The organism is Pseudomonas baetica (assembly GCF_051216495.1).
In the GTDB taxonomy this organism is placed as follows: domain Bacteria; phylum Pseudomonadota; class Gammaproteobacteria; order Pseudomonadales; family Pseudomonadaceae; genus Aquipseudomonas; species Aquipseudomonas baetica_B.
In genome coordinates this window covers 33,950-46,242 of the sequence record NZ_JBPKAM010000050.1, presented here as the reverse complement: position 1 = coordinate 46,242, position 12,293 = coordinate 33,950, and the positions used below count along the sequence as shown (strand labels likewise).

Genomic DNA, 12,293 nt, shown 5'->3' with positions numbered 1-12,293 from the left:
AGCACGCGTCATCGTTAACGTCCATCGCGAGCAAGCTCGCTCCTACAGTTTTTTCGGATCAGCTCAGGTTGCCGCAGAAAATAGCCTGGTTCCCATCGGCCGGGCTTTCCCGCACCACTAACGCATAGCCACCCGCTCGAAGGGTCTCGACGGCGACCGGTGCGCTTTTCCAGAAGTACTGATGCGACGCTCCTGAATAGAACCGCGCATTAGGGCCATCGTTCATGTCATAGGCTGGTTTCGCCCCCAGGTTTGCACAGCTTCCCGGGTAGATGTAGGCCTGCAAACGACCTGGCAATGCACTGCCCATGGACTCGCCACTGACAGCAAACCAGAATACGGTCGCCTGACCATCGGGCATCATGATTGGCCGGGCGATGTTCCCGGCATTGATGGGAGTAGCGTTCAGGTGAACGTTGGTGACCTGACTGTCAGGCACTGTCGAACACCCGGAGATCGACCCAACCGCTACCACCAACGCCAGCGAAGATACGATTTTCATCGTGATACTCCCGCTTTGTAAGGACGCGTTGAAGTGATCCCCCAGTAGATTTTAGTTGCCACAAAAAAGCTGGCATTTCTTCGGATGGCCGGTAGTGACGATGTGGGAGCGAGCCTGCTCGCGAATGCGGGGTATCAGTCGAAATCAATGTTGATTGACACACCGCTTTCGCGAGCAGGCTCGCTCCCACAGAAATATGAACACGCCCTACATCGGCGGTGTCACGCCATCCTTGCCTGCCGAAATCGATTGAGCAGTGAGTGTCCCGTCGGCGCTTTGGGTGACAAACGTGACGATTTTCACCCCCACCTTCAGTAAGCTCCGATCCCCCGGTTTCAAGTTGACGATGGGCACGTCCTCCGGTACCAGAATCTTCTGTTGGCCGCCCTTGTAGTTCACGGTCAACACCCGGCCATTGCTGACCACCAGATCGCCAACGCTGCCGTTGGTCATGCTGCTGCCTTTGACCAGATCGAAAGGCCGATGGCCGTCGCCACTGCCCGCCAGCTCAGGCGGAAAGACATGGACTTCCAGTGCCTTCAAGCTGCCATCCTCTTGGGAAATAGCGGCCGAACCGATGTAGCTGCCGGGCTTGATGTCCTCGATGTTGGCCAAGGTGACAGCACGGACCTTGGTGTCCCCGGTCAGGTTAATGACCAGGTTTTCGCCGCTGTTGGCATGGACTCTCAGTACGTCAGGACTCACACCGGTAATCTCGCCGCGGACACCGATACGCATGCCTGGTGCATCTTGCGCCTGGGCCAGGCCTGCGCTGCAAAGGCCGATCAATGTGACAACCGAAACACCTCGAACAACGTGACGGAACATCGCATTCATGGAAGTGCCTTCCTGTGATGAAACGTGAAAAGAGAACATAAGCACGCTATCGAACAAGATGTAAGTGAATGTATCATCGACCCATGTTTTTTGACGCTACGGTCATCGGCGGACGGCACGCGCGCTCGTCACTCATTCCGCAATGGAATGACTGCTATCACTCCAATCTCTCTTCCGCCGTTTTGGTCAAGCCATTAGCCTGCGCGCATTCTCTTCTGTTCAGCGAGACACGTTATGAATCCAGCTAATCAGGTGCCCCATGGCACCGCGACAATGACCCGAGGCATGGTGCTGCTGTTCGCCTTTTGCTGTGGCGCAATCGTGGCCAACATCTACTACGCCCAGCCGATCATCGGCTTGATCGCGCCAGACGTCGGTTTGAGCAACACCCTTGCCAGTTTCATCGTTTCACTGACCCAGATCGGGTACGCGTTGGGCCTGTTCTTTCTAGTACCGCTGGGTGATTTGCTGGAAAACCGTCGCTTGATGATCGTCACCACGCTGGTGGCGATTGCCAGTCTTCTGGGCGCAGCCTTCACCGATCAGCCGAACGTGTTTTTGCTGATTTCGCTGCTGGTGGGCTTCAGTTCGGTGTCGGTGCAGATCCTGATTCCACTGGCCGCGCATCTGGCGCCGGAAGAGTCTCGCGGCCGTGTGGTCGGCGGTATCATGGGCGGTCTGCTGCTGGGAATCCTGTTGGCGCGGCCCGTGTCCAGCGTGGTGGCCGATCACTTTGGCTGGCGGGCGATGTTTGTGATTGCAGCGCTGTTGATGGCAGCCATCAGCATCGTGCTGGCGGTGACTATTCCTAAGCGCCAGCCTGATCACAATGCATCCTATGGTCAGTTGCTCGGTTCTCTGTGGACGCTGTTGCGCCAGCAGCCGGTCTTGCGTCAACGCGCGTTTTACCAGGGATGCATGTTCGCCACGTTCAGCCTGTTCTGGACCGCCGTGCCGCTGGAACTGGCGCGCAACCACGGTTTGTCGCAATCACAGATCGCGATTTTTGCGCTGGTCGGTGCCATTGGCGCCATCGCCGCGCCTATCGCCGGTCGACTGGCTGATGCTGGCCACACTCGCATCGCGACATTGTTGGCCTTGCTGTTCGCCAGCCTGAGCTTTCTGCCGGCCTTCATTCACCCGGTCTACAGCGTCATCGGCCTGGCAGTGACCGGCGTGGTGCTCGACTTCTGCGTACAAATGAACATGGTGCTTGGCCAACGCGCGGTCTACGCCCTGGACGCAAAAAGCCGCAGCCGCCTGAATGCGTTGTACATGACCAGCATCTTCATCGGTGGCGCATTCGGTTCTTCAGTGGCCAGTGCGGTGTATGAGCATGGCGGCTGGCTGTGGATCGTGGTGGTGGGCAGTGCGTTTCCGCTGGTGGCGTTGGTGCGGTTTTTGAGTGTTTCCAAAGCACCTTCCCTGGCAACGGCCTGAAGCGCTAAAAGCTTTCGCGAGCAGGCTCGCTCCCACATTTGATCGCATTTCAATGTGGGAGCGAGCCTGCTGGCTCCCACAATGTCATTTGTAAAAGGACCCACGATGGATCGTCTCGCCGCAATGGAAACCTTTGTCTACGTAGTGGAAACCGGTTCGTTTTCCGCTGCTGCCCGACGCCTGAACATCGGTCAGCCGGCCGTTTCGAAAACCATCGCGCTACTCGAATCGCGGCTGGCGGTTCGACTGCTGTTGCGCTCCACCCGTGGCTTGACGCCCACCGAATCCGGCCTGGCCTTTTTCGAACGGGCCAAGCGCGTCATCGAAGAGGCCGACGAGGCGGACAATGCTGCTCGCGGTACGGCCAGTGGCCTGAGCGGCAACCTGCGCGTCTGTACTGCCGTGACATTCGGCCGGCAGCACATCGTGCCGCGACTGGGTCCGTTTCTGGAGCAGAATCCGCAACTCAACATCGACCTGATGCTCGACGATCGCAACGTCAATCTGGTGGAAGAAGGCGTCGACGTTGCGCTGCGCCTGGGCAACTTGAGCGACTCCGGCCTCACGGCTCGCAAGATTGCCGAATGTCGGCGCGTGGTACTGGGCACTCCGGCCTATTTTGACAAACATGGTGAACCCACCTGTCCCAACGATTTGAGTCAGCATCAGGCAATTGTCTACGCACTGGGTGGCGGGGCCATCTGGTCATTCAAGAAGACTGGCGAAGAACAATCGGTGAACGTCAGCGGCAGGATTCGCGTCAACGCCGCCGAAGGCTTGCGTGCAGCGGTACTGGCGCATCTGGGACTGACCATGGCGTCCGAGTGGATGTTTGCGCCGGAACTGGCCAATGGCTCGGTCAGGGAAGTGATGGCCGATTGGACGCTGCCGAATCAGGACCTGTGGGCGGTGTTTCCCACGGGCCGGATGGTCAGCGCCAAGGCCCGGGCGTTTGTGGAGTATGTGCAGGAATTGTTGAGTCGGTCTTGAGGCAAGGCGTTACAACACACACCCATCAAATCCCACACTGACATTCCCCGGTAGCTCCCCGTGGTGCTCCATCAACCACGCATCCAATGAATGCCCTACATGGGTCAACACCGCCCACTTCGGTTGCAGATCTTCAATGCACTGCAACGCAAGGTTCAGGTCATTGTGATTTCGCGGTGCCTGTGGCTGCGGCGGCATTGAACAGTCGAGTACCAGCACATCCAACGGCTGACGTTGCAGAAACGTCTTGGTGTCCGGGGGCAGGCCCACGGTGTCGGTCAGATAAGCGATGCGCCTCCCCTCGCCCTCCAGCACATAGCCGAGGGTCGGCTTAGAGTGCAGTAGTGGTAAGGCCGTAACGCTTAAACTGCCGAGGTGGCGGGTTTCAAAAGCCTCGAACGGCTGGCTGAAATCCAGAACACCGGGATGCTTGTAGAGGTCCGCCAAGCCCTCCGGGTCCACCGGCCCATGCACCGGAATCACCAGTCCCTGGCCCCAGCGCAGATGCAGCAAGCCCTGAGCGTGATCCGCGTGGTAGTGGGTCTGGAAGATGCCGTTGAAGCTGCGCGGCGGGAAGCGTTCGGTGAGGTCCGGCAAGCCGCTGTCGATCAACCAGCGCTGATCGCCGCATTCGATCAGCGCGCAGCAAGGTCGACGGCGCAGGCGCTCATCACTACGTGCGCGAGCGCAGGCCTGACATTCACATCCATAGACCGGAACCTGCCGGGCATCGCCGGTGCCCAACAAGGTCAGGCGCATGCGGCCGGCTCGTCGAAACAGGCCAGCAGACGCTCGACGGTTTGCTCCAGCGGTCCGGAGTTGTCGAGCAGGTGCACACTCAGGTCTTCGGCCAGCAGGCGTTCACTGAAACGCGCATTGCGCGCCAGCCGCTGATCGATCTCGGCCTCAGACTCACGCCCTCGCGCCAGCAGGCGTTGGCGCAACACTGCCTGGTCCACGGTCAGCAACACTGCCAGCATGTCCGGATAACGTTCACGGGTTTGCGGCAGATGCCCCCGAGAGCCATTGACCAGCACGTCGTGCCCCGCCGCCAACCAATCGTCGATTTCCTTCGGGATGCCATAGGCCAGGCCATTGGCCTGCCAGCTCAGGGCAAATGCACCCCGGGCCTGCATCTCGGTGAACTGCTGCATGCTCACACCCAGCGCCGCCTCGCCCACCGCTTCCGCCGAGCGGGTGATGACCCGCCGCACGACACGGCAGCCGCGTTCGGCCAACCGCGCGCGTGCGGCATCCAGCAGGCTGTCCTTGCCCGAACCGGAAGGCCCGATGAGATAGATCAACCTGCCTGACATCAAAACACCCTCTTCGCTTGTCGCCATACTTGCTGGACCACCGGCAAACCGTCCTGACTGCGCGCCTGTATCAGATCGGCACGCAAACCCTTGGCGATTTCGCCACGATCTTTCAGACCGGCGGCGTGGGCCGGGACTTGGCTGACCATGCGCATCGCCTCGGCCAGGTCGATCCGATCGCTCTGCGCCGCCAGTGCAAACGCCGCTTGCAGCAGGCTCGCCGGGTAGTAGTCGCTGGACAGAATATCCAGCAGCCCCTCGGCCGCCAGGTCAGCGGCCGCCACGTTACCCGAGTGCGATCCACCGCGCACGATGTTCGGTGCGCCCATCAACACTTTCATGTTGCGTTCCTTGCAACCGCGCGCCGCTTCGACAGTGGTCGGGAACTCGGCGATGGTCATGCCATAGCGGGCCGACTCCTCAACGTGGGCCAGGGTCGCGTCGTCGTGGCTGGCCACCGACAGGCCACGGGCCAGGCAATGTTCGACGATCGCCGCGCGATAGCGGTCGCTGTACTGGCGGGAATTGGCCATCTGCAAGGTGATGAATTCGTCCATTTGCGTTGTCGTCAGGTGGTACTTGCCCATGTAGTACTCACGGTACTTGGACTCCAGCACGAATTGGCGCTGACCCGGCGAATGGTCCATCACCGACACCAACTGCACCAGCGGGTGTTCCACCAGATCGCGGAACACGCTCAGGGTATCGGGATGGCACAACTCGCAGCGCAGGTGCAGGCGGTGCTCGGCGCGGGTCAGCCCGGCATCCGCGGCACTGGAAATTGCCTCAAGCATCGCCGGCAGCTTCTGCATGCGATTGCCCTTGGGGTTCACGTCGCCGATGGATACTGCATCGAACACGGTGGTGATACCCGCCGCGACGATCTGCGCATCGTGGCTGAGCACCGCCGAACGCGACGGCCAGTCCACGCCGGGACGCGGGGTCATGTGTTTTTCCAGGTTGTCGGTGTGCAGCTCCACCAGGCCCGGCAACAGATAATCGCCGTTGAGATCCTGGGCTTGAGGCAAGCGACTTGGGCCTTCGCCAACGTCGGCAATCAGGCCGTCGCGCAGCACCACGGTGCCGTAAAACACGTGGTCAGCGGTGACCAGTTGGGCGTTGCTGAGGATTTGTTCAACGGGCATCGGCGTATTCCTTGTCGTTCACAGCACTGGGCGTCATGTCGAGCTGGCGATCGGCGACCGCCTCGCGGGCGACGCGGTCGTGGAAGATGCCGATCAGCGCGGCACCGGCCTGCTTGGCTTCATTCATCAGTTCCAGCACCACCTGACGGTTGCTGTCGTCGAGAGAGGCCGTCGGTTCGTCGAGCAACATCACTGGCCAAGCCACCATGAACCCGCGAGCGATGTTGACCCGCTGCTGCTCACCACCGGAGAAGGTGCCCGGCGCCAGTTGCCACAGGCGTTGCGGGATGTTCAGGCGACTGAGCAGCAACTCGGCGCGCGATTGCGCCAGTTGTTTCGACCAGCCACGGGCCAGCGCAGGCTCCATCACCACGTCCAGGCAGGCCACTCGCGGAATCACCCGCAGGAACTGGCTGACATAACCCAAGGTGCGCTGACGCACCTGGAGAATGTCCCGGGGCTCGGCGCCCACCAGCTCCAGCCACTGGCCGTCGTGCTGCACGCGGATGTTGCCGCCCGCCGGCAGGTAGTTGCCGTACAGGGTGCGCAGCAAGGTGCTTTTGCCGGCGCCGGACTGACCGTGCAGCACCAGGCACTCGCCGCCCGCCACACTGAAACCCACCCCGCGCAGCACGTTGAGAATCACGCCGTTCTGCTGGTGCAGGGTGAAGGTTTTCGAGAGATCACGGACCTCGATCAAAGTATTCATCATGGCTGCAACACCGAAGACACCAACAGTTGAGAGTAAGGGTGCTGCGGATCGTCGAGGATCTGATCGGTCAGGCCGGTCTCCACCACTCGCGAACGACGCATCACCATCAGGCGATCCGCCAGCAACCGCGCCACCGCCAGATCGTGAGTGACAATTACCACCGCCAGATCCAGCTCCCGCACCAGACCGCGCAACAGGTCGAGCAAGCGTGCCTGCACCGACACATCGAGGCCGCCGGTCGGCTCGTCCATGAACACCAGACGCGGGCTCGACACCAGGTTGCGGGCGATTTGCAGGCGTTGCTGCATGCCGCCGGAGAAAGTGCGGGGCAAGTCGTCGATGCGTTGCGGGTCGATTTCCACCTGACTCAGCCAGTCCAGACCCGCACCACGCAGTTGCTGATAGTTACGTACGCCCTGGGCCATCAACCGCTCGCCGATGTTGGCGCCGGCTGAAACGCCCATGCGCAAACCGTCCCGAGGGTTCTGCTCGACGAAGCCCCATTCGGTGCGTAGCAAGGTGCGACGCTCGGCTTCGCTGGCGCTGTACAGCTCCAGCCACTGGTCCTGCTTGTCGCGATAACCGATGCGGCCTTTGTGCGGTGGCAAGCGCCCACTGAGCAGCGACAGCAAGGTCGATTTGCCGGAGCCGGACTCGCCGACAATCCCCAGCACTTCGCCGGGATAGAGGTCGAAGCTGACGTCCTGGCAGCCCTTTTCCGGGCCGTATAACAACGACAGATCACGCACTTGCAACAAGGGCTCGGAGGAGCCCAACAGATCGTTTTTCAGCGCCTGGTTCATTGGCCCTGCTCCTGCTGGCTGACGCGCTGGGCGCAGTAAAAGGTGTCGGAACAGACGAAGCTTTGCGTGCCGGCGTCGTCGAGGATCAGTTCGTCGAGGAACGAATCGCGGCTGCCGCAAATGGCGCAGCATTCGTCCCATTGCTGGGCTTCGAAGGGGTGATCCTCGAAGTCGAGACTGACCACTTTGGTGTACGGCGGCACCGCGTAAAGACGCTTTTCGCGACCGGCGCCGAACAGCATCAGCGCCGGGCTCATGTCGAGTTTCGGGTTGTCGAATTTGGGGATCGGCGACGGGTCCATCACGTAGCGCTCGTCGACCATCACCGGGTAGGCGTAGGCGGTGGCGATGTGGCCGAAGGTGGCGATGTCCTCGTAGAGCTTGACGTGCATCACCCCGTAATCGTTGAGCGCATGCATGGTCCGGGTCTCGGTTTCCGAGGGTTCGATAAAGCGCAGCGGCTCAGGGATCGGCACCTGATAGACCATGATCTGGTCGGCGTGCAGCGGCGTTTCCGGGATGCGGTGACGGGTCTGGATCACCGTCGCCTCCGGAGTGATTTCCGTGGTGGTGACACCGGCGGTACGGGCAAAGAACCGGCGGATCGACACGGCATTGGTGGTGTCGTCCGCGCCCTGGTCGATGACCTTGAGCACGTCATCGTCACCGAGAATCGCGGCGGTCAATTGCATGCCACCAGTACCCCAGCCATAAGGCAATGGCATCTCGCGGCCACCGAACGGCACCTGATAACCAGGGATCGCCACGGCCTTGAGCAAGGCGCGGCGGATCATGCGTTTGGTCTGTTCATCGAGGTAGGCGAAGTTGTACGCCGCGTTGCGCTCTGGCGCCTTAAGGTCATTCATGGCTTTGTCCTTCAGCAGGCTTGCGCAATTTGCGGATCAGTTCCAGTTCGGCCTGGAAGTCCACGTAGTGAGGCAATTTGAGGTGCGAGACGAAGCCGGAAGCCTCGACGTTGTCGCAATGCATCAGCACGAACTCTTCCTGTTGCGCCGGGGATTGGATTTCTTCGTTGTATTCCTTGGCCCGCAGCGCGCGGTCGACCAGCGCCATCCCCATGGCCTTGCGCTCGGCATGTCCGAAGGCCAGGCCGTAACCGCGGGTGAACTGCGCCAACTCCGTGGCTGAACCGACGAACTGGTTGACCATCTCGCACTCGGTCACTTCGATGCTGCCCAGGCAGATCGGGAAACCCAGTTCCTCAGGGTCGATCCACACCTCGACGTCACCGATGCGGATTTCCCCGGCGAACGGGTGGTTGCGGCCATAACCGCGCTGGGTCGAGTAGCCCAGCGCCAGCAGAAAACCTTCGTCGCCACGGGCCAGGGCTTGCAGGCGCTCGGCGCGGCTGGCGGGCAGCTCCAGCGGATCGCGGGTGATGTCCGCCACGGCTTCGCCGTTATCGGATTCGGTCTTGATCAAGCCTTCCTGCGCCAGCAGGCCGAGCACGCGCGGGCAGTCTTCAACCGTGGCGTTGTCGGTGGCTTGCGGCCCCGGATACTCACCCTCGGCCAGCAGCGCAAAGTCCAGCAGGCGATGGGTGTAATCGAAAGTCGGCCCCAGCAGTTGCCCGCCGGGCAGGTCCTTGAAGGTCGCGGAGATGCGGCGGCTGAGCTGCATCTTCGCGGTGTCGATCGGCAGGCTCGGGCTGAAGCGCGGCAGCGTGGTGCGGTAGGCGCGCAGCAGGAAGATCGCCTCAATCAGGTCACCTGCGGCTTGCTTGATCGCCAGCGCGGCGAGCTCTTCGTCGTACAGCGAGCCTTCGCTCATCACCCGCGCCACCGCCAGCGGCAGTTGCTGGCGGATCTGCTCTACGCTCAATTCGGTGACCGAAGTATCGCCCCGGCGTTTTTTCGCCAGCAGACGGTGGGCATTGTCGATGGCCTGTTCGCCACCCTTGACGGCTACATACATCAGGCACGCTCCTGTGTGATGCGAGTGCTGCGCGGCAGGCCGATCAGCTCGTGGCCGGCGGTGAAAAACAGGTCCAGTCCACGGGGGAATTCATTGCGCCGTTCACGCTCGCGCCAGAAACCGTCGGCCACCGGCAGCGCGACGTCGTGCCGGCTTTCGATCCCCGGCCCGCGCCACGCCAGCCCTGCCCCGCCATCGAGACTCGGCAGTTGAACCAGCAAGGTGCAGGACTGATCGGGGTAGCGGTCGTTGCCGTGGTCGAAGCCGCCGAGGTCGAGCAGGTCGTCGGCGGCGAGCAAGGCAAAGCGTGCGTCTTCACGATTGGTAGTCAGCGGACAACCGCAATGGAAGGTCAGGTTGGCACGGATCAGTGGGGTGTCGAAGGACGGCGCCAGCCACAGCGGCGTATCCACATCCAGCAGCGCCAGGCACAGTGCGTAGGTCGCGGCTGCCAGGCCTTCGAGGCTCGGCGTGGCGTGCAGGGGCTGGATCAGGCCGGGACCGGCCAGTGCCTTGAGGGCTGCGCGAAACCCGCGCTGGGCATCCAGCACCGGGTCGGCGAACGCCGGTTGCAACAGCTGTGCGCTCATCAGTTTTCTCCTCGCACGAGGGTGAAGAATTCGACTTTGGTGGCGGCGGTGTCCGCCTCTTTTTGCGCCCGACGTTCGGCTTGGGCCTCGGCCAGCGGCGTGATGATTTGCTCGAGCCAATGACGCTGCTGCGTGCCTTGCAGATGCGCGTCAGCCAGCGCGGCCAGTTCGGCGTGGGCCTTGTCGCGCCCGGCCAGATAGCTGTAGCCGGTGCGGCCATCGGCCAGGCGCACCACGCAGCGGGTCACGCTCATTTCGCCGACGTTGAACGGCGCACCGTTGCCACCCATACGGCCACGGACCAGAGTCATGCCGATTTCCGGGGCGCGGATCAGTTGGTATTCGACGTCGCGCAAGGCCGCTTCATGGGGCTGCAATTCGCTGCGACGGGCGCGGGCCAGCACACCGATCCAGTGTTGCCGTTCGGTGTGAGGAACAGGGCTTTGAATTAAATCGTGCATGACGTTCTCCATCAGGTGACGACCTGGTACTGGAAGCGATCGGACCGGCTGGTGGACTGCGCGAGCTCCACCGCGCGGCCATCGCGATCGCGGGAAAGGGTGAACACACTCAGCGCCGGCAAATGCCGGGGCATCATCAACAGCGCGGCTTCTTCGCGGTTGGGCAGGCGGGCGCCGATCAGGCTTTGGGTGCGGGTCAGCGGCAGGTCGCGCTCGCTCAGGTACTGGCGCAGGGAGCCACCGGTGTAATCCGCCAGCAACGACGCATGGCTGGCGCAGTAGCGATGGCGGATCAGGCTGACCGGTTGCCCGTCGAGCTTGCGCAGGGTCTGCAATTCGATCATCGGCGCCATCTCGGCAAGGCCCAGATGCTGCGCTTCTTCACGGCTGGCGAAGCAGTAGCGGCGTTTGAGCAGTACCGCCTCGACACCCAGTCCCTGGGCCGACAACGATTGGCTGTAGGCACTGTCGGCGGCCATCGGGTAGATCAGCGGACGTTCCAGCACTTGCGTGCCCTTGCCCTGGCGTCGCAGCAGGCTGCCTTCGAACACCAGCTCATCGATGGCGCGGCGCAGGGTGTGGCGGTTGACGCCGAAGCGTTCGGCCAGTTGCACCTCCGCTGGCAGGAAATCTCCGGCGCTGAAGTCCGCCAGCTCCCGACGCAGGATGTCGGCGAGTTCGCGGTACACCGGCTCATCTTGTCTAGACAACTGCATGCTTTAAAAAAAGCGCCCGCAGGCACCCCTCCGAAAAATCAGATGTACTGCTTGCGCAGGCGTTGCGAAAAAATGTCGATCAGGCTCACCACGACGATGATCACCAGCAACACGGCGCAGGTCTGGACGAACTGGAAGGCACGGATGTTTTCCCAGAGGATCACGCCGATACCGCCAGCCCCAACCATTCCCACCACCGTGGCCGAGCGCACGTTGGCCTCGAAGCGGTACAGCGCGTAAGACACCCACAGCGGCATCACTTGCGGGATCACGCCCCAGATCACTTCCTGCAAGGCACTGGCGCCAGTGGCACGAACCCCTTCCACGGGTCCCGGATCAATCGCTTCCACGGCTTCGGCGAACAGCTTGGCGAGTACACCGGTGGTGCTGATCCACAACGCCAGGACGCCGGCGAATGGACCCAGGCCGACCGCCACCACAAACAACATGGCGAAGACCATTTCATTGATCGAACGGAAGGCGTCCATCACCCGACGCAGCGGTTGGTGAATCCACCAGGGGGTGATGTTCTCCGAACAGAGAATGCCCAGCGGCACCGAGCAGGCAATCGCCAGCACCGTGCCCCATAGGGCGATTTGTACGGTGACGATCATTTCCTTGAGGTACATGCGCCATTCATGGAAATCCGGCGGAAAGAAATCCGCGGCGAAGGTCGCCATGTTTCCCGAGTCGCGGTACAGCGCCATCGGATTCATTTCGGCGCCGTGCCAGGCCCAGGCCAGCAGGACCAGGAACAGGCCCCAACCGGCGTACTGCGGCCAGGTGCGCTTGCCGACTGCTTCAGCGTGCAGAGTGGTCATAGGTGCTTCTCTAAGAAAATGCCTG

General features: G+C 61.9%; 15 protein-coding genes. 2 read left to right on the top strand and 13 right to left on the bottom strand.

Annotated elements, in window-relative coordinates:
- Positions 1-58: 58 nt before the first annotated feature.
- Together ACSFE6_RS18390 and ACSFE6_RS18385 are read right to left on the bottom strand one after the other, a co-directional pair.
- Positions 59-502: a hypothetical protein gene (locus tag ACSFE6_RS18390; RefSeq protein WP_435428953.1), complete on the bottom strand. Its 444-nt coding sequence runs from the start codon at positions 500-502 to the stop codon at positions 59-61.
- A 207-nt stretch (positions 503-709) separates the two neighbouring features.
- Positions 710-1,339: a hypothetical protein gene (locus ACSFE6_RS18385; RefSeq protein ID WP_435428952.1), complete on the bottom strand. Its 630-nt coding sequence runs from the start codon at positions 1,337-1,339 to the stop codon at positions 710-712.
- A 234-nt stretch (positions 1,340-1,573) separates the two neighbouring features.
- On the opposite strand from ACSFE6_RS18385, the gene ACSFE6_RS18380 reads away from it, so the two are divergent.
- Together ACSFE6_RS18380 and ACSFE6_RS18375 are read left to right on the top strand one after the other, a co-directional pair.
- A complete protein-coding gene (locus ACSFE6_RS18380; RefSeq protein ID WP_435428951.1) occupies positions 1,574-2,779 on the top strand; it encodes an MFS transporter in 1,206 nt (401 codons plus the stop codon).
- 105 nt (positions 2,780-2,884) lie between these two features.
- Complete coding sequence (locus ACSFE6_RS18375; protein ID WP_435428950.1) at positions 2,885-3,769, top strand: LysR family transcriptional regulator; 885 nt, start codon at positions 2,885-2,887, stop codon at positions 3,767-3,769.
- 9 nt (positions 3,770-3,778) lie between these two features.
- Here the strand turns inward: ACSFE6_RS18375 and phnP are convergent, their stop codons facing one another.
- Genes phnP through phnE form a run of 11 tightly spaced genes read right to left on the bottom strand, consistent with a single transcriptional unit; the run spans position 3,779 to position 12,268 of the window.
- Positions 3,779-4,528, bottom strand: a complete 750-nt coding sequence (gene phnP / locus ACSFE6_RS18370) for a phosphonate metabolism protein PhnP (protein ID WP_435428949.1) — start codon at positions 4,526-4,528, stop codon at positions 3,779-3,781.
- Positions 4,519-5,085, bottom strand: a complete 567-nt coding sequence (phnN, locus tag ACSFE6_RS18365; protein ID WP_435428948.1) for a phosphonate metabolism protein/1,5-bisphosphokinase (PRPP-forming) PhnN — start codon at positions 5,083-5,085, stop codon at positions 4,519-4,521. The genes phnP and phnN overlap by 10 nt, the downstream gene beginning before the upstream one ends.
- Positions 5,085-6,230, bottom strand: coding sequence for an alpha-D-ribose 1-methylphosphonate 5-triphosphate diphosphatase (locus ACSFE6_RS18360; RefSeq protein WP_435428947.1), 1,146 nt, complete (start codon positions 6,228-6,230; stop codon positions 5,085-5,087). Before ACSFE6_RS18360 ends, phnN begins: the two co-directional genes overlap by 1 nt.
- Entirely contained in the window at positions 6,220-6,939 is a 720-nt protein-coding gene (gene phnL, locus ACSFE6_RS18355) for a phosphonate C-P lyase system protein PhnL (RefSeq protein WP_435428955.1), read from the bottom strand. The genes ACSFE6_RS18360 and phnL overlap by 11 nt, the downstream gene beginning before the upstream one ends.
- Entirely contained in the window at positions 6,939-7,745 is an 807-nt protein-coding gene (phnK, locus tag ACSFE6_RS18350; RefSeq protein ID WP_435428946.1) for a phosphonate C-P lyase system protein PhnK, read from the bottom strand. Before phnK ends, phnL begins: the two co-directional genes overlap by 1 nt.
- A complete protein-coding gene (locus ACSFE6_RS18345) occupies positions 7,742-8,611 on the bottom strand; it encodes an alpha-D-ribose 1-methylphosphonate 5-phosphate C-P-lyase PhnJ (RefSeq protein WP_435428945.1) in 870 nt (289 codons plus the stop codon). Before ACSFE6_RS18345 ends, phnK begins: the two co-directional genes overlap by 4 nt.
- Positions 8,604-9,680, bottom strand: a complete 1,077-nt coding sequence (locus tag ACSFE6_RS18340; protein ID WP_435428944.1) for a carbon-phosphorus lyase complex subunit PhnI — start codon at positions 9,678-9,680, stop codon at positions 8,604-8,606. The genes ACSFE6_RS18345 and ACSFE6_RS18340 overlap by 8 nt, the downstream gene beginning before the upstream one ends.
- On the bottom strand, positions 9,680-10,270 hold the full coding sequence (gene phnH, locus ACSFE6_RS18335; protein WP_435428943.1) for a phosphonate C-P lyase system protein PhnH: 591 nt from the start codon (positions 10,268-10,270) through the stop codon (positions 9,680-9,682). Before phnH ends, ACSFE6_RS18340 begins: the two co-directional genes overlap by 1 nt.
- On the bottom strand, positions 10,270-10,731 hold the full coding sequence (gene phnG, locus ACSFE6_RS18330; protein ID WP_435428942.1) for a phosphonate C-P lyase system protein PhnG: 462 nt from the start codon (positions 10,729-10,731) through the stop codon (positions 10,270-10,272). Before phnG ends, phnH begins: the two co-directional genes overlap by 1 nt.
- A gap of 11 nt (positions 10,732-10,742) precedes the next feature.
- On the bottom strand, positions 10,743-11,447 hold the full coding sequence (phnF, locus tag ACSFE6_RS18325) for a phosphonate metabolism transcriptional regulator PhnF (protein ID WP_435428941.1): 705 nt from the start codon (positions 11,445-11,447) through the stop codon (positions 10,743-10,745).
- Positions 11,448-11,485: 38 nt separating this feature from the next.
- Positions 11,486-12,268: a phosphonate ABC transporter, permease protein PhnE gene (gene phnE / locus ACSFE6_RS18320; RefSeq protein ID WP_435428940.1), complete on the bottom strand. Its 783-nt coding sequence runs from the start codon at positions 12,266-12,268 to the stop codon at positions 11,486-11,488.
- Positions 12,269-12,293 lie beyond the last annotated feature (25 nt).